Here is a 19,876-nt window from a genome sequence, read left to right as displayed (position 1 = left end):
ATCCCGTTCCGCTCGATCGCTCCATTCCGACACGATGGCCGGCATGAAGCTTAAGTAGAGCAAATTCCGTACCAAAAAAGACCCTACGCGTTACATCCCGTGCGAATCACGGTCGCTCGATTCTCCGCGATCTTAGCCGATCAATCGTAGCCAACCATGCTGTCACCCGACTATCAAGAATTCGCTAATCGGGGCTCGCCGGCTACCCGTGACAATACCGTGATTTCCGGTCTTGGCACGGGCGAAGTGATCGAAATCATTCCGGCGTTGCTGGATTACCACGAAAAACAAGCACGAAAGCGGAACTTTCTGCCTGTCGCAGGACGCAAAACGGCGTTTTGCAACGCGCGCGCGGTCCTTAACGTGAACATCGTCCTGACGGTCCCCGGCGATCCCGAGGGATCGCCGTAACCACCGGGTAGTGCTATTGGGTTTTCGCCGGCACCGGTTCCTCGGCGCGCTTGTCGATCACCCTGTCGACCAGACCGAACTCCTTGGCGTCGTTCGCAGTCAGGAACTTGTCGCGTTCCAGCGCGTCCTCGATCGACTTGTAGGTCTGGCCGGTGTGCTTGACGTAGATCTCGTTGAGCCGCTTCTTCAGGTTCAGGATTTCCTGGGCGTGCAGCATGATGTCGGTGGCTTGGCCCTGGAAGCCGCCGGAGGGCTGATGAACCATGATACGCGCGTTCGGCAGCGAGAAGCGCATGTCCTTCTCGCCGGCGGCAAGCAGCAGCGAGCCCATCGAAGCCGCCTGGCCCGTGCACAGCGTCGAGACCGGCGGGCGGATGAACTGCATGGTGTCGTAGATGGCAAGGCCCGACGTCACCACGCCGCCCGGCGAGTTGATGTACATCGAGATTTCCTTCTTCGGATTTTCAGCCTCGAGGAACAACAACTGCGCGACGATCAACGTCGACATCCCGTCCTCGACCGGGCCGGTCACGAAGATGATGCGCTCCTTCAGCAGGCGCGAGAAAATGTCGTAGGCGCGCTCGCCACGGTTGGTCTGCTCGACCACCATAGGCACGAGGTTCATGTAGGTTTCAACCGGATCGCGCATGAGTCACCTAGGGTTTCGGAGACGGACATCGCCAAGCTTGGCTGCCAGTTTGGCTGGATTTGCCGGAAGGCGGATGGACGTCCTGTGATGCAGGAACTTGGCAGAGGTAGAACATTGGTACAGGGCGTACCGACAGATATAGCCCAATTCGCGCCTGACAAGTGCGGAGCGCATTAAGGCTTAATCCCTCGGGTAGTTGAAGCTGATTCGCACAAAGAGGCCCAGCCGGCCATCTGGCTAGCTTGGCCTCTTCGCTGATCATTCTTAATAGAAGACTGCCTCAATCCCTTCAGGCAGCGGTCTTTTCCGCCTCGTCGTCCTTGTAGAGGTCCTCGCGCGAGACCTTCTTCTCGGTCACGTTTGCGAGTTCGAGGATGAAATCGACGACCTTGTCCTCATAGATCGGTGCACGAAGCTGGGCCAGCGCCTGGGCGTTGTTGCGGTAATAGTCCCAGACCTCCTTCTCGCGGCCGGGCATCTGGCGCGCCCGCTCGATCACCGCGCGGCCGACCTCGTCGTCGGTCACGGTAATCTTGTTCTTCTCGCCGATCTCGGAGAGCACGAGGCCGAGGCGCACGCGGCGGTCGGCGATCTTGCGGTACTCTTCCTTGGCGGCGTCTTCCGTGGTGTTCTCGTCGGCGAAGGTCTTGCCGGCGGAGTCCATCTCGGCCTTGACCGAGTTCCACATCAGATTGAACTCCTCGTCGACCAGCGAGGGCGGCGCTTCGAAGCGATGCGCCTCGTCGAGGCGGTCGAGCAGCGCGCGCTTGACACGCTGACGCGTCGCGGTCGCGAACTCGGCGGCGAGACGCTCGCGCGCGGCTTCCTTCAGCTTGTCGAGCGATTCAAGGCCGAGCGTCTTGGCGAACTCGTCGTCGATCGCGATGTCCTGCGGCGCCTCGATCAGCGTCGCGGTGGTCTCGAACTCGGCGGGCTGGCCGGCGAGCTTGTCGTTCATGTAGTTCTTCGGGAACGACACTTTCAGCGTGCGCGTCTCGCCCGCGCCGATGCCGGTCAGCTGCTCCTCGAAGCCGGGGATGAAGGTGTTGGACCCGATGACGACCTGGATGCCCTCACCGGTGCCGCCCTCGAAGGCTTCGCCGTTGATGGTGCCCTTGAAGGCGACGGTGACGCGGTCGCCCGAGGCGGCCTTGGCGCCCTCGCCCTTGTCAGCATAGGTACGGTTGGAATCAGCGATGCGCTTGATCGCCTCGTCGACGTCGGAATCGGTGACCTCGGCGACGGGCTTTTCGACCTGGAAGGTCTTGAAGTCGGCGAGCGCGATCGAAGGCACCACCTCGATCGCGACCGTGTAGGTCAGATCAGTTTTACCCGACAGCAGCTCCTCGACCTCGGCCTGCTCGCTGGGCATGGTGATCTTCGGCTCGGTCGCAAGGCGGAAGCCACGCTCGGAGAACAGCTGGGTGTTGGTGTCGCGGATGGTCTGGTCGATGGTCTCGGCCATCACCGAGCGGCCATAGACCTTCTTCAGGTGACCGACCGGCACCTTGCCGGGACGGAAGCCGTTGAGGCGGACCTTGTCCTTGAGATCGACGAGCTTGGCATCGGCCTTTGCGTCGAGATCAGACGCAGGGACGCTGATCTTGAACTCGTGCTTCAAACCTTCCGAGAGGGTCTCTGTGACCTGCATGGCGTCCAATCTTCTTCTCGTTCGGTCCCGGCGCGCATGCGTCGGGACGCTGTCATTAATCGATCCGGCGCGAGGCAGACGCCTCAACGCCGGTGGTTCAGCGGGCCGGCTCCAAGCGGACAAACATCCGCGAGGAAGCTGGCCTCGTAATCCGTGCAAACGCTGAAAGCGCTTGGTGCGGGCGGAGGGACTCGAACCCCCACATCTTGCGACACTGGAACCTAAATCCAGCGCGTCTACCAGTTCCGCCACGCCCGCGTGAATTCGCATCAAGGCCGGCCGCGATGCCGCGGGCGGCCGGGCTTATAGCATGTGCCTGACTGTTCGCAGCAAAAAAATGGCTGGTCGGAGGCAGGCATCAAATAGGCACGCCGGCTGGACTTATCCAGCGCGGCGTGGTCCGGATCGGCCATGACAACGCGGATTTTTGACCTGAGCCGACGCGAGGTTTTGGCGGGCCTCGGCGCCTCGGCGGCCGGGCTGATCGCCGGCGGCGCAACCCCGCCGGCCACAGCCCAGCTCGCCCTCCAGGCAAGGCCGGCCACGTTGGCGCTGAGGCAGGGTCAGCCGCCTACGCCGATCTGGGAGCTCGCCGCCGTAAGCCATCTGGGAAACGTTCGTCTCAAGCGCGGCAACCGCTGCGAGGTGGTGTTCCGGAACGAGCTGCCTGTGCCGCTTGCACCGGTCTGGTCCGGCCTGAACGGCCCGGCCGCTTCCGACCCGCTACGGGGGCGCGCGCCAACCGCCCCGGGTGCGACTGAAACATCAATCATCTCAATATCTAGTGCAGGAACCCTGCTGGCCGACTTCCGGCTCTTCGAGGACGGCCTGAAGCAACCCGCCCGCCCGCTTCCGATCATCGCCGAGGAGGCAAATCGGGTCCCCGTCGATCGCGACGAGGTTTTGCTGATCGAGGAATGGCGCCTGCGGCCGGACGGGACCGCGCTTTCCCCCGGTCGCGATCCCCAGGACACGACGCCGCTCTACACGATCAACGGACAGACTTCATTCGAGCTCTCAGCTGCCGCCAATGAGCGGCTACGGCTGCGCTTTATCAATGGCTCCCAACGCACTGTTCTGGCGATCAAATTGGAAAGCCACGAGGTCAGGGTCATGGCCCTGGACGGACAGCCGGCCGAGCCCTTCCCAGCTCGCAATGGCGCTCTCGTGCTGGCCCCCGGCGGACGGGCCGACGCGTTTGTGAACACGGCCATATCGGCCGCTTTCGTGCTGCATGACGGCAAGGAGGCGCGAAGCGTAGGCAGCCTCAAGGTATCGGGCCAATTGGAGCGGCGCATTCCGCTGTTCGAACCGCAGCCACTCCCGTCGAACGATCTACCTGAGAAGCTCGAGTTGAGAGGCGCCCTGCGGTTCGATGTCGCGCTGGGCGCAGCCGATTCCGGCTGGGCGCGGCCGGCAAACTTTTCCACCGCTTCCGCCCCCGCCTTCCGCGCCAAGGCCGGCCGCACCGTCGTACTGGCCCTGCAGAACCCCGCCCCGATCACCACCGTGTTCCACCTGCACGGCCACCCCTTCCGCCTGCTCGACAAGCTCGACGACGGCTGGAAGCCCTATTGGCTCGACACGCTCGCGATCGAGCCCGGTCAGACCCAGCGCATCGCGTTCGCGGCGACCTCACCCGGACGATGGCTGCTCGAATCCGTTCTGACCGACTGGGCCGCCCCGCGCCTGGTGCGCTGGTACGCGGTGGAGTGAACGCTCAGTATTCGACCCCGAGCGCGTCATAGATCCGCCGATGCACAGCCGGCAGTGTCTCGGTCAGATCCTCCGCGATCAGCCCGGGCCCCGCCTCGCTTCCCGCCTCGCCATGCATCCAGACGCCGATGCTGGCGGCCTCAAATGCCGGCACGCCTTGCGCCAGGAGGCCAGCGATGATGCCCGAGAGCACGTCGCCGGCGCCGGCGGTGGCGAGCCAGGGCGGCGCGTTGGCGGCGATGGTGGCGCGGCCGTCGGGGGCGGCGATCGTCGTGTCCGGTCCTTTCAGCAGCACGACGGCGCCGGAGCGCTCGGCGGCGGCGCGAACGCGCTCGAGTTTCGAGCGGCCCGGATGCTTGTTGCTGAGGTCGGAAAACAGCCGCGGAAACTCGCCCTCATGCGGGGTCAGCACCACCGTATTGTCCTGCGACGACTTGATCGATTCGAACAGCCGCTCGGGCTTCGCGGCAAAGCTCGTCAGCGCGTCGGCGTCCAGCACCAGGCGCCGCTGCGCCGTCAGCGCGGTGTGAACGAGATCGCAGGTGCGCTCGCCGACGCCCGCGCCGGGCCCGATCATGCAGGTGTTATAGCGCTTGTCGCCGAGGAGCTCGCCGAACTCGATCGCGGTGTCGACCGGGCGAACCATCACCGCGGTTAGCGCGCTCGCGTTGATCGCGAGCGCATCGCGCGGGCTCGCCAGCGTCACGAGCCCGGCGCCGGCCCGCAGCGCCGCGCGCGCGGCAAGCCGCGCAGCGCCCGTTGCGGCTGCATCACCGGAGACGGCCATCACATGGCCTCGCGCAAATTTGTGGCCGTCGACGCGCGGCACCGGAAAGGCGGCGCCCCAGAAATCCGGATCGTTCTCGAAGAGCTGCGGGGCGATCTCGTCCAGCACGCTTGCGTCGATGCCGATGTCGGCGACGCGCACACGGCCGCAATGCATGCGACCGGGCAGCAACAGATGCGCCGGCTTCTTGCGGAAGAAAGTCACGGTCTCCGCGGCATTCACGGCCGCGCCCATCACCGCGGCGCTGGTGCCGTTGATGCCGCTCGGCAGGTCGACGGCCAGCACCGGCGCGCCGTTGCCGTTGATCGCCTCGATCATCGCGCGCGCCTCGCCATCGACCGGACGGCTGAGACCCGCGCCGAACAGCGCATCGATGATCAGTGCCGGCTTTCCGATCGCCTGCGGATTGAACGGGAGCACCGGGTGCTTCCAGCCGCGCGCGGCCGAGGCGGCGTCACCCTGGAGCTGGTCGCGCTCGCACATCAGGATCACCGAGACCTCGCGCCCTTGGGCGGCGAGCTCGGCAGCTGCGACAAAACCGTCGCCGCCATTGTTGCCGGGACCGGCGACGATCAGGATCGGCCCCTCCTCCACCAGCGCATTGGCCGCCTCGGCGACCGCCTGGCCGGCGCCGAGCATCAGCTTGAAGCCGGGCGTGCCTGCCGCAATGCTGAGCTGATCGGCGCGCTGCATTTCAGCGTTGGTCAGAACTTCCATGCCACTTCCCTGTCCAAACGCCCGTTCAACAGGCACGTTCCGTGCCGACCCATCCCACGGACCAACGATCTGCACACATATTGAACCGTTTGCCTATTTCGTAGTCTTCGGTATTTTGTGCCGGTCGGCGCCACCCATCAGATTGTGCTCGTTAAAAGGCTGATAACGCTCCAATAATCAGGGCATTTGCAACTTGGCATAGACCCTGCTTTCGAGGAAGCCGCTTCGGTTTGTCGTGCTCACTGGCATTTATCAGGGTGTGGCCGGCCGTCGTTGCCGGGCTGGTCAGGCATTCCGGCATAGCGAAGACAAGATCGTGCGTGACAAAAGCGCATCCTGACGAAGACGTTGCTATTTGATCGAAAGGCCGGGAGGCGCGCAGTGAAGAAAATCGAAGCCATCATCAAGCCATTCAAGCTCGACGAGGTGAAGGAAGCGCTTCAGGAAGTCGGCCTACAGGGCATCACCGTCACCGAAGCCAAGGGCTTTGGCCGGCAGAAGGGTCACGCCGAACTCTACCGCGGCGCAGAATACATCGTCGACTTCCTGCCCAAGGTGAAGATCGAGATCGTGATCGGCGACGATCTGGTCGAGCGCGCCATCGACGCGATCCGTCGCGCGGCGCAGACCGGGCGCATCGGCGACGGCAAGATCTTCGTCTCGAATATCGAAGAGGCGATCCGCATCCGAACCGGCGAATCCGGGCTGGACGCTATCTGAGCCGGGTGCTATCCCGCATTTTGCGACACTCTGACAGGAAATAAGGCTGCTTCGGCGGCCTGATTTCGTTTGTACGCGCGCAAAACTCGCCCAAAGCGAGAATAATCTTGCTCATCTGGAAACCGACCCGCAGAGCCAAAAGGGGTATGCATGAAGACCGCCAAAGACGTCCTGAAATCGATCAAGGACAACGACGTCAAATACGTCGACCTGCGCTTCACCGATCCGCGCGGCAAGTGGCAGCATGTGACGTTCGACGTCAGCATGATCGATGAGGATATTTTCGCCGAAGGGACGATGTTCGACGGTTCCTCGATCGCAGGTTGGAAGGCGATCAACGAGTCCGACATGTGCCTGATGCCCGATCCGGTGACCGCGACGATCGACCCATTCTTCGCCGAGACCACGATGGTCATCACCTGCGACGTGCTCGAGCCGACCACCGGCGAGCCCTACAACCGCGACCCCCGCGGCATCGCCAAGAAGGCCGAGGCGATGGTGAAGTCGATGGGCGTGGGCGACACCGTCTTCGTCGGCCCCGAGGCCGAGTTCTTCGTGTTCGACGACGTGCGCTTCTCCTCGACTCCCTACAACACCGGTTTTCGTCTCGATTCCTCGGAGCTGCCGACCAACTCCGATACCGAATATGAAGGCGGCAATCTCGGCCACCGCGTCCGCACCAAAGGCGGCTACTTCCCGGTTCCGCCGCAGGACTCCGTGCAGGACATGCGCTCGGAGATGCTCGGGGCCATGGCCAAGATGGGCGTCAAGGTCGAGAAGCATCATCACGAAGTCGCCTCCGCCCAGCACGAGCTCGGCATGAAGTTCGACACGCTGACGCTGATGGCCGACCACATCCAGATCTACAAATATTGCATCCACCAGGTCGCGCACATCTACGGCAAGACCGCCACCTTCATGCCGAAGCCGGTCTATGGCGACAACGGTTCGGGCATGCACGTTCACCAGTCGATCTGGAAGGACGGCAAGCCGGTGTTCGCCGGCAACAAATACGCCGACTTGTCCGAGACCTGCCTCCATTACATCGGCGGCATCATCAAGCACGCCAAGGCGATCAACGCCTTCACCAATCCCTCGACCAATTCCTACAAGCGTTTGGTCCCGGGCTATGAAGCGCCCGTGCTGCTCGCCTACTCCGCGCGCAACCGCTCGGCCTCCTGCCGCATCCCTTACACCGCTTCGCCGAAGGCCAAGCGCGTCGAGGTGCGCTTCCCCGATCCGCTCGCCAATCCCTATCTCGGCTTCGCCGCGATGCTGATGGCCGGTCTCGACGGCATCAAAAACAAGATCGATCCGGGTCCGGCGATGGACAAGGATCTCTACGATTTGCCGAAGGAAGAGCTGAAGCAGATCCCGACAGTGTGCGGCAGCTTGCGTGAAGCCCTCGAGAATCTCGACCAGGACCGCGCCTTCCTCAAGGCCGGCGGCGTGTTCGACGACGACTTCATCGATGCCTATATCGAGCTGAAGATGACCGAAGTCGAGCGCTTCGAGATGACCCCGCATCCGATCGAATTCGACATGTACTATTCGGGCTGATCGGCTCGAACGCCATGCGACAAGCAAAAGGCGCTCCGAAAGGGGGCGCCTTTTCGTTTCGGAAGTTGTGGTAAGGCTATCGCAGATGACTGCTGCAATCTTGCCGAACGTGCTCGGCCTGCCTGCATAGTTCGAGGCGCACGCTGAGGCGAGCTCCTCACCATGAGGGCGTGATATTCGCCCGGGGGTCCGCCATAGGCGGGGTCCTTCGAATGTTTCTCCCGTTTAAGTAGGCATCAACATTCGAGAGGCCCATTTGGGCCGAGATGGGTCATCCGCGCCGCTTGCGGCTACGGGTTGTTAGGCCGCGGCATGAAATGGTCGAGCAAGCCCGTCGGTAGCGGAAACACGACGGTCGACGACCGTTCGCCGGCGATGTCGTGCAGAGCCGCGAAATAACGCAGCTGCATTGCCTGAGGCTCCTGCGCGAGGATCCGGCCGGCTTCGACGAGCTTTTCGGCGGCCTGCTGCTCGCCCATCGCATTGATCACCTTGGCTCGCCGCAAGCGCTCCGCCTCGGCCTGTTTGGCAATCGCGCGAACCATGGTTTCGTTGATATCGACGTCCTTGATCTCTATGCCGGTGACCTTGATGCCCCAGATGTCAGTCTGCTTGTCGAGGATCTCCTGGATATCGGCGTTCAACCTGTCGCGCTCCGCAAGCATCTCGTCGAGCTCGTGCTTGCCAAGCACCGAACGCAACGTGGTCTGGGCGAGCTGGCTCGTGGCCGCCATGTAATCGCCGACCTTGATGATGGCGCGCTCGGGGTCGACGATGCGGAAGTACAGAACGGCATTGACCTTGACGGACACGTTGTCTCGCGAAATCACGTCCTGCGGCGGCACGACCTGCACCATCACGCGTAGATCGACCTTGACGAGTTGCTGCACGATCGGAACGAGGATGATGAGGCCCGGGCCCTTCACACCGGTAAAGCGGCCGAGCGTAAAGATGACGCCGCGCTCGTATTCGCGCAGAATTCGAATGGCCTGGGACAGAAACATGATGACCAGCAGCGCGAGTGCCGCATAGGTCAGATATTCCAGCATCATGATGTACCTCCCTTACCGGTCCGCAGCGGCGCGCGCCGTATCAGCAGCGTCAGGTCGACGACGCTGGTAACTTCCACCGTCTCTCCGGGCTTGAACGTGTCGGCGCCGCGCGCCTGCCAGCGCTCGCCATGGGCGAAGACATGACCTTCGCTCCCATTCCAGTCGAGGACCTCAGCAGGCAAGCCTCGCATGGCCTGCGCGCCGACCCGTTCAGGAGCCTTGGCGGCACGCCGAAGCGAACCAAGCAAGACCAGAGCAAAGCCGACGAACACAGCTGCAGTGATGCCGATCACCGACCACGACAGGCGGTAGCCGGGCGCCTCGACCCTGAACAGCATCAGCGCACCCAGCACGAAGGCAATGATCCCTCCGAGACCGATCACCACCGTCGGATTGAAGGCTTCGACCGTGAGAAGCACGAGTCCGACCAGCATCAGGGCGAGGCCGGCATAGTTGATCGGCAGCAAATTGAGCGCATAGAGGCCGATCAGCAGGCAGATCGCGCCGACCACTCCAGGAGCGACGGCTCCGGGAGACATGAACTCGAAGATCAGACCGTAAATGCCCACCATCAGGAGAATGAACGCCACGTTCGGATCGGTGATGACCGCCAGGAAGCGGGATATCCGTCCCGGCTCGATGGCTTCGACGACAGCATCCTTCGTCGCGAGGCGTTGCGTTTTGCCGCCTGCAATCTCCACCACACGGCCATCGATCTGCCGCAGCAATTCGGCCTGATCGCGCGCGACGAGATCGATGGCATGTGCCCCTAACGCGCCATTGGCAGAGAGAGTGGCGGCCTCACGCACCGCCTTCTCTGCCCAATCCGCATTGCGGTTGCGCAGCTCGGCAAGGCTGCGGATAAAGGCGACGGCATCGTTCGTTGCCTTCGCCGTCATCGCGTCCTTCGGCTCATCCTTCTTGTCTTTGCCATCCTTCTCGGGTGTGCCGCTCGGCAGGCCCGGTAGCGGCCCGCCAATCTGGACCGGCGTCGCCGCACCGATATTGGTGCCTGGTGCCATCGCCGCGATGTGGGTCGCATAAAGAATGTAGGTCCCGGCACTCGCCGCGTGGGCGCCGGAGGGGGCGACGTAGCCGACGACAGGGATGGGCGAGGCGAGCACATCCGCGATGATCTCGCGCATGCTGGAATTGAGACCGCCGGGCGTGTTCATTCTCAGAAGCACGACCTCGGCGCGCCGTTCGCTCGCTTTGGCCAAAGCCTCCCGCACGTAGCTGGCTGACGCAGGGCCAATGGCCCCGTCGATCGAAGCAACCAGTGCAACACGGCCGCTCTCCTCCGCTGAGCTGGGAAGGAGGCAGCAGGTCAAAGCCACGACGGTAATCGCCGCAACGAGGGCCGCCTTCATGGTCTGCACGGCAAGGGCTCCCTTGCAGAGCATATGGTGGTCCTCTCGTGAACCTCAATGCTGCGCGTGGAGACCAACGTCGCGATTGTGCAACGCAATGCGATGGTCCTGCAGGATGGCGATGTGATTGGGCCAAGAGAGGCAGCGGCCGACCATGCCTAGCTGATCCGCCCGGCGCCAGGCGCTGCCGTCCTACCACCCTCACGCCGTCCGTGCCGACCGGTCCGTGCTCGCGATGATCTCGCTCGTTGGCTGCATGCCGCCGAGCGATCAGTGCGAGGGCTCGTGCTCCTCGATTCTGGCACAGACGTTGCGGCAGAAACCGGATTGCCGAAAAACCGAGGCATTCTCGCCGTGTGCTTAGCCTACGCCGCAGCCTTCTGCCGCGCCGCGAGCGCCTCGCCAAAGGCCTCGAACAGTTTGCGATTGATCGGATTGCGTTGGGGATCGTATTCGGCGTGCCATTGCACGCCGAGCGCGAAGGTCGGGGCTTCGGCGATGCGGATCGCCTCGATGGTGCCGTCCTCGGCGACGCCCTCGATCAGAACGCGCTTGCCGGGCTCCAGGATGCCCTGACCATGCAGCGAATTGACCCGGATCTTCTCGCAGCCGAGGATCTTCGCGAACGCGCCGCCCGGCGTCAGGTCGACGTCGTGGCGGTCGGCGAACACCACGGTGGGATCAGGATGGATCTCGCCATTCTCGAGCCTGGGCATGCGGTGGTTTATGCGGCCCGGGATTTCGCGGATCTCGGGATGCAGCGAGCCGCCGAACGCGACGTTCATCTCCTGCAGGCCCCGGCAGATGCCGAACAGCGGGATGCCGCGGGCGACGCAGGCCACCGAGAGCGCCAGCGCGACTTCGTCGCGGTGGATGTCGTAAGGCTCGTGCTTCTCGCAAGGATCGACGTTGAAACGCGTCGGGTGCACGTTGGCCCGGGCGCCGGTGAGGATGACGCCGTCGACAGTATCGAGCAGCGCCCCGATATCGGTGATGTCGGGCGAGCCCGCGAACATCAGCGGCAAGCCACCGGAGACCTCGGCTACGGCGCGCAGATTTCGCTCGCCGACCATCTGGACCTGAAATCGATTTTCGACGCGATGGGAATTCCCGATCACGCCGACGACCGGCTTTCTCATCTCCCGTTCCGACCTCCCGCAAGAAGATTCTCCAAACATGCCCTTGGGGGAGAACAAATTCAACAGAGGGGATCGCGGGACGGCAATGCCATTTTCGCGCAAATGCCTGGCCGGAGGGCGGCCGCGACACTGTTCGCGCTGGCCCGACGAGGCCGTGGACAACGTCAAACCGGCGGTTTTCGACCGGCTTGATCCGAGGCGGGATTTCGCGAAAGAGTGCCTCCCCGCAGCCGCCGAAAGGACCCGATGTGACCATTCCCGCAGATGAACGGCCCCGCGCCCGCGCCATCTCGCCTGGGCGATCTCGGTCGGGGGCGTCAGTGTCGTGCTGTTCACGGCGATGCTGGTCTTCACCTGGTATTTTGCCGCCACCCTGCTGCTGATCTTCACCGGCATGCTGCTCGGCCTTGGCCTTAACGCGCTGACGGGCGCGCTTGGCCGCCGCGTGCAACTGCCCCATCCCGTCCGGCTCGCGATCGTCTGCATCGCCCTCGCTTTGATGCTCGCGGGCGTCGCCTACCTCGGCGGCGCCACCATCGCGGAGCAGGCCTCGCTGCTGAGCAAGACCATCAAGTCGCAGATCACCAACGTCAGGTCTTTCCTCGAAAACCACGGCATCGACACCAGCTTCTTCGACCTCGGCAATGCTGCATCTGACTCTTCGGCCGACGCGCCGGCGAGCTCTACGCCCTCACCAGCAGCGCCCACGCGCGGTCCTTTGCCCGGCGCCGGCGCACTCGCTTCCAGCGGCGGAGCGATTGTGAGCCAGACCTTCAAGCTGCTGCTCGGCACCATCCACGGTGTCGGGAACATTTTTATCGTGCTGTTCCTGGGGCTGTCCTTCGCGGCCCAACCCGGCGTCTATCACGACGGCCTGCTGTTCCTCGCGCCGGCCAAGCATCGTACGCGCGTCACCCTCATCATCGACCGTACCGCTGAGACGCTGGAGCGCTGGCTGATCGCGCAGATTACGGTCATGCTCGCGGTCGGGGCGGTGACCTGGATCGGCCTGGCCATCATCGGCATCCCCGGCGCGTTCATCCTGGGAATCCAGGCTGGCCTGCTTGCCTTCATCCCAACCGTCGGCGCCATTATCGCCGGCGTCATCGTGGTGCTGGCGAGCCTGGCTTCGGGCTGGATCGCGGCGCTGTCCGCGCTGCTGCTTTTCCTCGGCGTGCATGCCATGGAGAGCTACGTGCTGACGCCGCTCCTTCAGCGCCAGGCGCTGGACATTCCACCGGCCACGCTGTTCGCGTTCCAGATCCTGCTCGGCGTCGTGTTCGGAATCTGGGGCCTCGCGCTGGCGCTGCCACTGGTCGCCATTGCCAAGGTCATGATCGATCATTTCAAGACGTATGAGGCGCCGTCTCTGACCGAGGCGGCCTGAGCCTGCTCGTCAGGTCGTCAGCACGATCTCGGTGTGCTCGACTTCGGGGGGTGAAGCAAAATACTGGCCGACGAGGCCGCGCCATTCCGTGAAGTTTTCGGAGCCGCGAAAATCGACGGTGTGGTTTTCCAGGCTCGCCCACTTCACCATCAGCCGATAGCGCTGCGGCTTCTCGATCGACTTGTGCAGTTCGAAGCCGTGAAAGCCCTTGGAGCGGCCGAAGGCGGCCTTTGCCTTCGCCACAGCCGCCTCGAAATCCTTTTCGCTGCCCGGCTTGACGTCGATCTGCGCGATCTCGGTGATCATCGGTTTCCACCCATTTTTGTTCGATGGGCGTGTCTACCGCAGCCGTCGCAAAAGAAAAAGGCTCCGAAACGGCGCTTGGCCGGCTGGCAAACGCAGATCTCTCAGGCGAGCAGCAGCACGGTGCCCACCACGATGAACGCGCAACCGACGAACAGCACGAAGGGCCAGTAGCTGCGGCGTTGGCCGTATCGTCCTTGAGAACGACGCTCCGTGATCAGCGCGCGCTCGTATTCGTCCGCGGTCGAGAACAGACAGGCGAAGCCACCGCGCGCCGAGGCAGCTTGGGCTTCGAGTGACATCAGGGCGGCCTGCGGGGTCTGTCGACGGATCGATTCCATGACCATGATGGTAGGGATCGAATGGTAAACAGAGGATTACCGCAAGGTCGCCTGCCGTCTCAGGCGGTGGCCGGACGCACCTGCGCGGCGCCGGTCCGCGCCGCGCTCTGGCGGCGCCAGTTCTCCAGCGACAGCGGCAGCTCCTCCGCCGCCTCGACGCGGTTTCGGCCGCCGCGCTTGGCCTGGTAGAGCGCGGTGTCGGCCGAGGCCAGCAGCACCTCGAGCTCGGTGCCGGCCGGACCGCCGGCGACGCCGATGCTGACGGTGGTATCGACCGGACCTTCATCGACCACGACGCCGGAGGTCTCGAACGCTTCGCGCACGCGCTCGGCGACCAGCACCCCCTCTTCCAGCGAACACGGCAGCAGGGCTGCGAACTCCTCGCCACCGATACGGCCCGAGAGGTCGGAGATGCGCAGGTTGTTGACGACTACGGTCGAGAACAATTTCAGCATCTCGTCGCCGGCGGGATGGCCGAACCGGTCGTTGATCGACTTGAAGTGGTCGATATCAAAGATCATCACGGTCACCGGCCGCCCGGCCTTGGCCTCGCGCTCGATCACGCGCGAGCAGGCTTCGGAGAAGCCGCGCCGGTTGAGCATGCCGGTCAAGGGATCGGTGGACGCGGCGGTCCGGTGCGCGGTCACCGTGCGCTCGGACACCAGCATGAAGATCACGAACACGGTGCCGACGGCATAGAGCACGAGTTCGACCGCGAACACGGTGACCCAGATGCTCGACGAGAAGGTCGCATCGTGGGGGCGCAGGAAGCTGCCGATGAGGATTGGCAGCATCAAGACGCAGCCATGCATCATCGGCACCGCGAAGGCCGGCCAGCGCCGTTGCAGGCTCTTGCGCCGCTCGGTCCAGAGTTCGCTCGCGGTCAGCGCCGCATAGACCGAGACGATGCCAGCACCGATGATCATACGCAGCATGGACGGCTCGGCGCCGAGCAGCGTCACGGCGGCGATCCAGGCGAGCGCGCCAAGCACGAGGCCGGGCCAGTTCGGCTTGCGGCCATGAAAGACTCGCGCGGCGTTCCAGACCATGCCGCAGGCCGCGAATCCGATCGCGTTCAGCGCGAGGTAAAGATGCGGCCCCAGCTTTTCGCCGGCCGCAGTCCACAGCGCGACGGAGGCTGCACCGAGCAGATAGGCGGTGCCCCACCATTTCAGCGCGGGGCTGTTCTCTTGCCTGCCGAAAAACACCATCATGGCGCCGAGCAGTGCGGCAACCATGGTGGCGACCAAATAGAGCGTGATGCTATCGAGCGACATCATGTCGGCCCCCTCTAGAACATAGCAGTTACGCGATCGGCACCGCCGATTTGCGCGCCCTTCCGAATGCGACGCTATGTCCCGCGGGTTCCATTCAGGTTTTCGCGCGGACCCAAGTTTTCGGGAAACACGCCATCAATTTGCGTACAAACGAACAACAAAAAGGGCGCTGAAATCAGCGCCCTTTTGCATCTCATTGAAGCCGCTTTCGCGGCGAATGCGGCCGAAATGATTAACGCTTCGAGAACTGGAAGGACCGGCGGGCCTTGGCCTTGCCGTACTTCTTGCGCTCGACCACGCGGGAGTCGCGGGTGAGGAAGCCGCCCTTCTTGAGTACGCTGCGCAGCTCCGGCTCGAAATAGGTGAGCGCCTTGGAGATGCCGTGACGGACGGCGCCGGCCTGGCCGGACAGGCCGCCGCCGGCGACGGTGCAGATCACGTCATACTGGCCGGCGCGCGCTGCCGCGACGAACGGCTGCTGGATCATCATACGCAGCACGGGACGGGCGAAATAGACCTCGACCTCACGCGCGTTGACCATGACCTTGCCGGCGCCCGGCTTGATCCAGACGCGGGCGACCGCGTCCTTGCGCTTGCCGGTAGCATAGGCGCGGTTGAACTTGTCGACCTTCTTCTCGTGCTTGGGCGCCTCGGGCGCGGCCGCCGTCTTGAGCTGCGAGAGCTGGTCGAGCGACTGGATGGATTCGGCCATGTTATGCGGCCCTCGTGTTCTTGCGGTTCAACTTGGCGATGTCGATCTTCTCGGGCTGCTGCGCCTCGTGCGGATGATCGGCGCCGCCGTAGACGCGGAGATTGCCCATCTGCACGCGGCCGAGCGGACCACGCGGGATCATGCGCTCGACGGCCTTCTCGAGCACACGCTCAGGATGCTTGCCCTCGAGGATCTGGCGCGCTGTGCGCTCCTTGACGTGGCCGACGTAGCCGGTGTGCTTGTAGTAGGTCTTCTGCTCGCGCTTGCGGCCGGTGAGGACCGCATGCTGCGCGTTGATGATGATGACGTTGTCGCCGCAATCGACGTGCGGGGTGTAGGTCGGGAGGTGCTTGCCGCGGAGCCGCATGGCGACAATGGTGGCGAGACGGCCGACGACCAGACCCTTGGCGTCGATCAGCACCCACTTCTTCGTCACCTCGGCCGGCTTTGCCGAAAAGGTTTTCATGTCAGAATTTCCGTGAGGGAGACATCGGCGCGAACACCGCACCGGACTGGGCGGTTTCTAGAGAAGAGCGGCGCAGCGGTCAATGCCCAAAGCGCGAAATTACACTAACAATATCAATGGTTTGAAATTATGGTACTAATATACCTGCAAAAACCTCAAACATTTGGAATGGAATAGGTGGAGGTGACATGCGCGATTGGGTCGGGCGAGGTTCCGGACAGCAGATTTACCTCGCCGACCGCAAGGCGCTTGCCGAGCTTGAGCAGCCGCGCCTCCGCCAGCACGTCCTGCCCCGGCTGGCCCTTGCGCAGGAAGTTGATGTTGAGATTGGTGGTGACCGCCAGCCCGATCGGCCCGATCGCCGACAGCAGCACCACGTACATGGCGAAATCGGCCAGCGCCATCAGCGTCGGGCCGGACACGGTTCCGCCCGGCCGCAGCATCCTTTCGCTGTAGCGCTGACGCAAAAGGCAGGTTTGGCCATCGGCGCTTTCGATCGTAACGTCATCGCCGCTGAAGGCCTGGGGAAACTCGTCGCACAGAAACTGCTCGAGCTCTGCCACGCTCATTTTTGCTAACGCCATGCTGTTCCCCACCCTCGCTTCATGTCCCCTGGTACATTAAGTTATCTGCGTCATCCAAATGCAATAATCTAACCGGAAACGCTTCGATGTCCGCCCAGGTCGCCCGCGCCCCTTCCCCGCAACCGCCGATCCTGCTGCGCGAAATCGTCGGCAGCATTGCCATCCTCACGCTGAACCGGCCCGAGGCCCGCAACAGCCTCTCTGAGGCGATGATCGGGCATCTGCACGCGAGCGTGAATGCGATCGCCGAGGACAAGCGTATCCGCGGGGCCGTCATCGCGGCCAACGGACCGGCATTCTGCGCGGGCCACGATTTGAAGGAACTGAGCGGTCGCCGCGTCGATCCTGATCACGGCCGCGCCTATTTTGCGCAGATCATGACCGCCTGCAGCGCCATGATGCAGGCGATCGTGCGCCTGCCCAAACCGGTCGTCGCCGCGGTCCAGGGCGTTGCCACCGCGGCCGGCTGCCAGCTGGTTGCAAGCTGCGATCTCGCGATCGCCTCGGACGCTGCGAGCTTCGCCACGCCCGGCGTCGATATCGGACTGTTTTGCTCGACGCCGATGGTGGCGCTGTCGCGCAACGTTCCGCGCAAGCAGGCGATGGAGATGCTGCTGACGGGCGAGCCGATTCCGGCCGCGCGCGCCCGCGAGATCGGCCTTATCAATCGCGTGGTCCCCGCCGGCACTGAGCGCGAGGCCGCGATTGCGCTCGCAAATCAGGTCGCGCTGAAATCCGCCTACACCGTCAAGCTCGGCAAGGAGGCGTTCTATCGCCAAGCCGAGATGAGCCTTGCCGATGCCTATCGCTATGCGGCAGAGGTGATGACCGAGAACATGATGGCGCGCGACGCCGAGGAAGGCATTGGCGCCTTCATCGAGAAGCGTACGCCGACGTGGCGGGATGAATGATAACAAGAAAAGATAAGAGATGAACCACGACGCCTACCCCGACAATTACATCCGCGGCATCCTCAACAGCGTGAAGTCGATCGCAATGGTCGGCGCCTCGCCCGTCAACGTGCGGCCGAGTTATTTTGCGTTCAAATATCTGGCGCAGCGCGGCTATGACATGATCCCGGTCAATCCCGGCCATGTCGGCAAGGAGCTGCTCGGAAACCCCTTCGTCGCCTCGCTCGTAGACATCGGCCGTCCCGTCGACATGATCGACATTTTTCGCAACTCGAGCCACATCATGCCTGTCGTCGAAGAGGCGCTCACGCTCGATCCGCTGCCGAAGGTGATCTGGATGCAGCTTGGCGCGCGCGACGACGCGGCGGCGGCGAAGGCAGAGTCCGTCGGCATCAAGGTGGTGATGAACCGCTGTCCCAAGATCGAATACGGCCGCCTGTCGTCCGAGATCTCCTGGATGGGCGTCAATTCACGCACGCTCAGTTCCAAGCGCGCTCCGGCACCGACGCAAGGCATGCGGCTATCCCTCAATCGGATGAGTGTCGGCGGTGGCGACACCGCGGCATCCGATCGCGCCGCCAAAAACAAGACCGAGCAGCGCTGACGCGATCGCGAAGGATTCATTTCGCGATCGCGACAATGCGTAGCACGATCGTTCCGATGTGAAGCAGCAGCTTGACGGCGGATGCCGCGCCGATCAGCATGCCGCGCGATTTCAGATCAAGAGAACAGGACGCCTCAATGAGCGATCGCCTTCCAGGATTTTCCACGCTCGCCGTGCATGCCGGTGCACAGCCCGATCCCACCACCGGTGCGCGCGCAACTCCGATTTATCAAACGACGTCTTTCGTGTTCAACGATGCCGACCACGCCGCCTCGCTGTTCGGTTTGCAGGCGTTCGGTAACATCTATACCCGCATCGGCAATCCCACCAACGCGGTGCTGGAAGAACGTGTCGCGGCGCTCGAAGGCGGCACGGCCGCGCTTGCGGTGGCCTCGGGCCATGCTGCGCAAGTCGTGGTGCTGCAGCAATTGCTCCAGCCCGGCGACGAATTCATCGCGGCGCGAAAGCTCTATGGCGGCTCGATCAATCAGTTCACGCATGCGTTCAAGAGCTTTGGCTGGAACGTGGTGTGGGCCGATCCCGACGACATCGCAAGCTTCGAGCGCGCGGTGACGCCGCGCACGAAGGCGATCTTCATCGAGTCGATCGCTAATCCCGCCGGCGGCATCACCGACATCGAAGCGATCTCGACGGTGGCGCGCAAAGCCGGCGTGCCGCTGATCGTCGACAACACGCTGGCCTCGCCCTATCTGATCCGCCCGATCGACCATGGCGCCGACATCGTCGTGCACTCGCTGACGAAATTCCTGGGCGGCCATGGCAATTCGCTGGGCGGTATCATCGTCGATGCCGGCACCTTCGACTGGTCCACCGGCGGCAAATATCCGATGCTGTCGGAGCCACGGCCCGAATATCACGGCATCCGCCTCCAGGAGACCTTTGGCAATTTTGCCTTCGCGATCGCCTGCCGCGTGCTGGGCTTGCGCGATCTTGGGCCGGCGCTGTCGCCGTTCAACGCCTTCATGATCCTGACCGGCATCGAGACGCTGCCGCTGCGCATGCAGAAGCACTGCGACAATGCCAAGGCGGTCGCCGAATTCCTCGTCGGCCACCCGGCGGTGGCTTCAGTCAGTTATGCCGGCCTTCCGAGCGACAAATACAATCAGCTCGCGCGCAAATATGCACCGAAGGGCGCGGGCGCCGTGTTCACCTTCAGCCTTAAGGGCGGCTATGATGCCGGCGTCAGCCTGGTGTCGAAATTGCAGCTGTTTTCGCATCTGGCCAATGTCGGCGACACCCGCTCGCTGGTGATCCACCCGGCTTCGACCACGCACAGCCAGCTCGACGATGCCGCCAAGATCAAGTCCGGCGCCGGCCCCGACGTGGTGCGGCTCTCGATCGGCATCGAGGACAAGGAAGATCTGATTGCGGATCTGGAACAGGCGCTGGGCGCGTAAGGCTTTGGCGTCATGCCAGGGGGCGCGTAGCGCTGAACCCGAGATTCCGGGTTCGGTGCTTCGCCCGCCCGGAATGGCTCACGTCAGTTAACAGTCGTTAA

Annotated in this window: 19 protein-coding genes, 1 tRNA gene and 1 pseudogene; 8 read left to right on the top strand and 13 right to left on the bottom strand. The window is 63.5% G+C overall.

Annotation, left to right across the window (positions count from 1 at the left end; all coding sequences use genetic code 11):
• The first annotated feature begins 156 nt into the window (after positions 1–156).
• Positions 157–411, top strand: a complete 255-nt coding sequence (locus IVA78_RS08770) for a hypothetical protein (RefSeq protein WP_247277117.1) — start codon at positions 157–159, stop codon at positions 409–411.
• A gap of 13 nt (positions 412–424) precedes the next feature.
• Here IVA78_RS08770 and IVA78_RS08765 read toward each other — a convergent pair whose 3' ends face one another.
• The 3 genes from IVA78_RS08765 to IVA78_RS08755 all read right to left on the bottom strand — a co-directional run bounded on the left by IVA78_RS08765 (position 425) and on the right by IVA78_RS08755 (position 2,969).
• The gene (locus IVA78_RS08765; RefSeq protein WP_247277116.1) at positions 425–1,060 is read right to left on the bottom strand and encodes an ATP-dependent Clp protease proteolytic subunit; all 636 of its coding nucleotides are present in this window, start codon (positions 1,058–1,060) and stop codon (positions 425–427) included.
• A 289-nt stretch (positions 1,061–1,349) separates the two neighbouring features.
• On the bottom strand, positions 1,350–2,711 hold the full coding sequence (tig, locus tag IVA78_RS08760) for a trigger factor (RefSeq protein ID WP_247277115.1): 1,362 nt from the start codon (positions 2,709–2,711) through the stop codon (positions 1,350–1,352).
• Positions 2,712–2,884: 173 nt separating this feature from the next.
• Positions 2,885–2,969, bottom strand: a tRNA-Leu gene (locus IVA78_RS08755).
• Between the two features lie 153 nt (positions 2,970–3,122).
• Here IVA78_RS08755 and IVA78_RS08750 point away from each other — a divergent pair.
• Positions 3,123–4,427: a multicopper oxidase domain-containing protein gene (locus tag IVA78_RS08750; protein ID WP_247277114.1), complete on the top strand. Its 1,305-nt coding sequence runs from the start codon at positions 3,123–3,125 to the stop codon at positions 4,425–4,427.
• Between the two features lie 4 nt (positions 4,428–4,431).
• On the opposite strand, the gene IVA78_RS08745 is transcribed toward IVA78_RS08750, so the two are convergent.
• Positions 4,432–5,931, bottom strand: coding sequence for an NAD(P)H-hydrate dehydratase (locus IVA78_RS08745; RefSeq protein WP_247277113.1), 1,500 nt, complete (start codon positions 5,929–5,931; stop codon positions 4,432–4,434).
• Positions 5,932–6,312: 381 nt separating this feature from the next.
• On the opposite strand from IVA78_RS08745, the gene IVA78_RS08740 reads away from it, so the two are divergent.
• The gene (locus IVA78_RS08740; RefSeq protein WP_007603495.1) at positions 6,313–6,651 is read left to right on the top strand and encodes a P-II family nitrogen regulator; all 339 of its coding nucleotides are present in this window, start codon (positions 6,313–6,315) and stop codon (positions 6,649–6,651) included.
• A gap of 150 nt (positions 6,652–6,801) precedes the next feature.
• The gene (glnA, locus tag IVA78_RS08735) at positions 6,802–8,211 is read left to right on the top strand and encodes a type I glutamate--ammonia ligase (RefSeq protein WP_247277112.1); all 1,410 of its coding nucleotides are present in this window, start codon (positions 6,802–6,804) and stop codon (positions 8,209–8,211) included.
• Between the two features lie 290 nt (positions 8,212–8,501).
• On the opposite strand, the gene IVA78_RS08730 is transcribed toward glnA, so the two are convergent.
• The 3 genes from IVA78_RS08730 to IVA78_RS08720 form a co-directional block, all read right to left on the bottom strand.
• Positions 8,502–9,263 (bottom strand): slipin family protein, encoded by a 762-nt coding sequence (locus IVA78_RS08730; protein ID WP_247277111.1) that lies wholly within the window; start codon positions 9,261–9,263, stop codon positions 8,502–8,504.
• Positions 9,260–10,642, bottom strand: a complete 1,383-nt coding sequence (locus IVA78_RS08725; RefSeq protein WP_247277110.1) for a nodulation protein NfeD — start codon at positions 10,640–10,642, stop codon at positions 9,260–9,262. The genes IVA78_RS08730 and IVA78_RS08725 overlap by 4 nt, the downstream gene beginning before the upstream one ends.
• 356 nt (positions 10,643–10,998) lie before the next feature.
• Complete coding sequence (locus IVA78_RS08720) at positions 10,999–11,772, bottom strand: gamma-glutamyl-gamma-aminobutyrate hydrolase family protein (RefSeq protein WP_247277109.1); 774 nt, start codon at positions 11,770–11,772, stop codon at positions 10,999–11,001.
• 248 nt (positions 11,773–12,020) lie between these two features.
• Between IVA78_RS08720 and IVA78_RS08715 the strand changes: the two are divergent.
• A pseudogene (locus tag IVA78_RS08715) lies at positions 12,021–13,159 on the top strand (AI-2E family transporter).
• 9 nt (positions 13,160–13,168) lie between these two features.
• Here the strand turns inward: IVA78_RS08715 and IVA78_RS08710 are convergent.
• The 6 genes from IVA78_RS08710 to IVA78_RS08685 all read right to left on the bottom strand — a co-directional run bounded on the left by IVA78_RS08710 (position 13,169) and on the right by IVA78_RS08685 (position 16,842).
• Complete coding sequence (locus IVA78_RS08710) at positions 13,169–13,465, bottom strand: antibiotic biosynthesis monooxygenase family protein (RefSeq protein ID WP_247277107.1); 297 nt, start codon at positions 13,463–13,465, stop codon at positions 13,169–13,171.
• Between the two features lie 101 nt (positions 13,466–13,566).
• Positions 13,567–13,803 (bottom strand): hypothetical protein, encoded by a 237-nt coding sequence (locus tag IVA78_RS08705; protein ID WP_247277106.1) that lies wholly within the window; start codon positions 13,801–13,803, stop codon positions 13,567–13,569.
• Positions 13,804–13,862: 59 nt separating this feature from the next.
• Positions 13,863–15,083, bottom strand: a complete 1,221-nt coding sequence (locus IVA78_RS08700; RefSeq protein ID WP_247448795.1) for a GGDEF domain-containing protein — start codon at positions 15,081–15,083, stop codon at positions 13,863–13,865.
• A gap of 229 nt (positions 15,084–15,312) precedes the next feature.
• Positions 15,313–15,792, bottom strand: coding sequence for a 30S ribosomal protein S9 (rpsI, locus tag IVA78_RS08695; protein ID WP_247277104.1), 480 nt, complete (start codon positions 15,790–15,792; stop codon positions 15,313–15,315).
• 1 nt (position 15,793) lies between these two features.
• The gene (gene rplM, locus IVA78_RS08690) at positions 15,794–16,258 is read right to left on the bottom strand and encodes a 50S ribosomal protein L13 (protein ID WP_011087726.1); all 465 of its coding nucleotides are present in this window, start codon (positions 16,256–16,258) and stop codon (positions 15,794–15,796) included.
• A 155-nt stretch (positions 16,259–16,413) separates the two neighbouring features.
• Positions 16,414–16,842, bottom strand: a complete 429-nt coding sequence (locus IVA78_RS08685; RefSeq protein ID WP_247465007.1) for a PaaI family thioesterase — start codon at positions 16,840–16,842, stop codon at positions 16,414–16,416.
• Positions 16,843–16,928: 86 nt separating this feature from the next.
• Between IVA78_RS08685 and IVA78_RS08680 the strand changes: the two genes are divergently transcribed.
• The 3 genes from IVA78_RS08680 (at position 16,929) to IVA78_RS08670 (ending at position 19,775) form a co-directional block, all read left to right on the top strand.
• Complete coding sequence (locus tag IVA78_RS08680) at positions 16,929–17,753, top strand: enoyl-CoA hydratase (protein WP_247277102.1); 825 nt, start codon at positions 16,929–16,931, stop codon at positions 17,751–17,753.
• Between the two features lie 19 nt (positions 17,754–17,772).
• Complete coding sequence (locus tag IVA78_RS08675; protein ID WP_247277101.1) at positions 17,773–18,357, top strand: CoA-binding protein; 585 nt, start codon at positions 17,773–17,775, stop codon at positions 18,355–18,357.
• A 137-nt stretch (positions 18,358–18,494) separates the two neighbouring features.
• Complete coding sequence (locus IVA78_RS08670; protein WP_247277100.1) at positions 18,495–19,775, top strand: O-acetylhomoserine aminocarboxypropyltransferase; 1,281 nt, start codon at positions 18,495–18,497, stop codon at positions 19,773–19,775.
• Positions 19,776–19,876: the final 101 nt, after the last annotated feature.

This window comes from Bradyrhizobium sp. 137 (assembly GCF_023074095.1).
In the GTDB taxonomy this organism is placed as follows: domain Bacteria; phylum Pseudomonadota; class Alphaproteobacteria; order Rhizobiales; family Xanthobacteraceae; genus Bradyrhizobium.
The sequence above is the reverse complement of the archived record's forward strand: the minus strand, read 5'-3'. Positions and strand labels throughout refer to the sequence as shown.

Coding starts and splice junctions, on each gene's coding strand:
- IVA78_RS08770 (WP_247277117.1), top strand. CDS start 157: ATGCTGTCACCCGACTATCAAGAATTCGCTAATCGGGGCTCGCCGGCT.
- IVA78_RS08765 (WP_247277116.1), bottom strand. CDS start 1,060: ATGCGCGATCCGGTTGAAACCTACATGAACCTCGTGCCTATGGTGGTC.
- tig (WP_247277115.1), bottom strand. CDS start 2,711: ATGCAGGTCACAGAGACCCTCTCGGAAGGTTTGAAGCACGAGTTCAAG.
- IVA78_RS08750 (WP_247277114.1), top strand. CDS start 3,123: ATGACAACGCGGATTTTTGACCTGAGCCGACGCGAGGTTTTGGCGGGC.
- IVA78_RS08745 (WP_247277113.1), bottom strand. CDS start 5,931: ATGGAAGTTCTGACCAACGCTGAAATGCAGCGCGCCGATCAGCTCAGC.
- glnA (WP_247277112.1), top strand. CDS start 6,802: ATGAAGACCGCCAAAGACGTCCTGAAATCGATCAAGGACAACGACGTC.
- IVA78_RS08730 (WP_247277111.1), bottom strand. CDS start 9,263: ATGATGCTGGAATATCTGACCTATGCGGCACTCGCGCTGCTGGTCATC.
- IVA78_RS08720 (WP_247277109.1), bottom strand. CDS start 11,772: ATGAGAAAGCCGGTCGTCGGCGTGATCGGGAATTCCCATCGCGTCGAA.
- IVA78_RS08710 (WP_247277107.1), bottom strand. CDS start 13,465: ATGATCACCGAGATCGCGCAGATCGACGTCAAGCCGGGCAGCGAAAAG.
- IVA78_RS08705 (WP_247277106.1), bottom strand. CDS start 13,803: ATGGAATCGATCCGTCGACAGACCCCGCAGGCCGCCCTGATGTCACTC.
- IVA78_RS08700 (WP_247448795.1), bottom strand. CDS start 15,083: ATGATGTCGCTCGATAGCATCACGCTCTATTTGGTCGCCACCATGGTT.
- rpsI (WP_247277104.1), bottom strand. CDS start 15,792: ATGGCCGAATCCATCCAGTCGCTCGACCAGCTCTCGCAGCTCAAGACG.
- rplM (WP_011087726.1), bottom strand. CDS start 16,258: ATGAAAACCTTTTCGGCAAAGCCGGCCGAGGTGACGAAGAAGTGGGTG.
- IVA78_RS08685 (WP_247465007.1), bottom strand. CDS start 16,842: ATGGCGTTAGCAAAAATGAGCGTGGCAGAGCTCGAGCAGTTTCTGTGC.
- IVA78_RS08680 (WP_247277102.1), top strand. CDS start 16,929: ATGTCCGCCCAGGTCGCCCGCGCCCCTTCCCCGCAACCGCCGATCCTG.
- IVA78_RS08675 (WP_247277101.1), top strand. CDS start 17,773: ATGAACCACGACGCCTACCCCGACAATTACATCCGCGGCATCCTCAAC.
- IVA78_RS08670 (WP_247277100.1), top strand. CDS start 18,495: ATGAGCGATCGCCTTCCAGGATTTTCCACGCTCGCCGTGCATGCCGGT.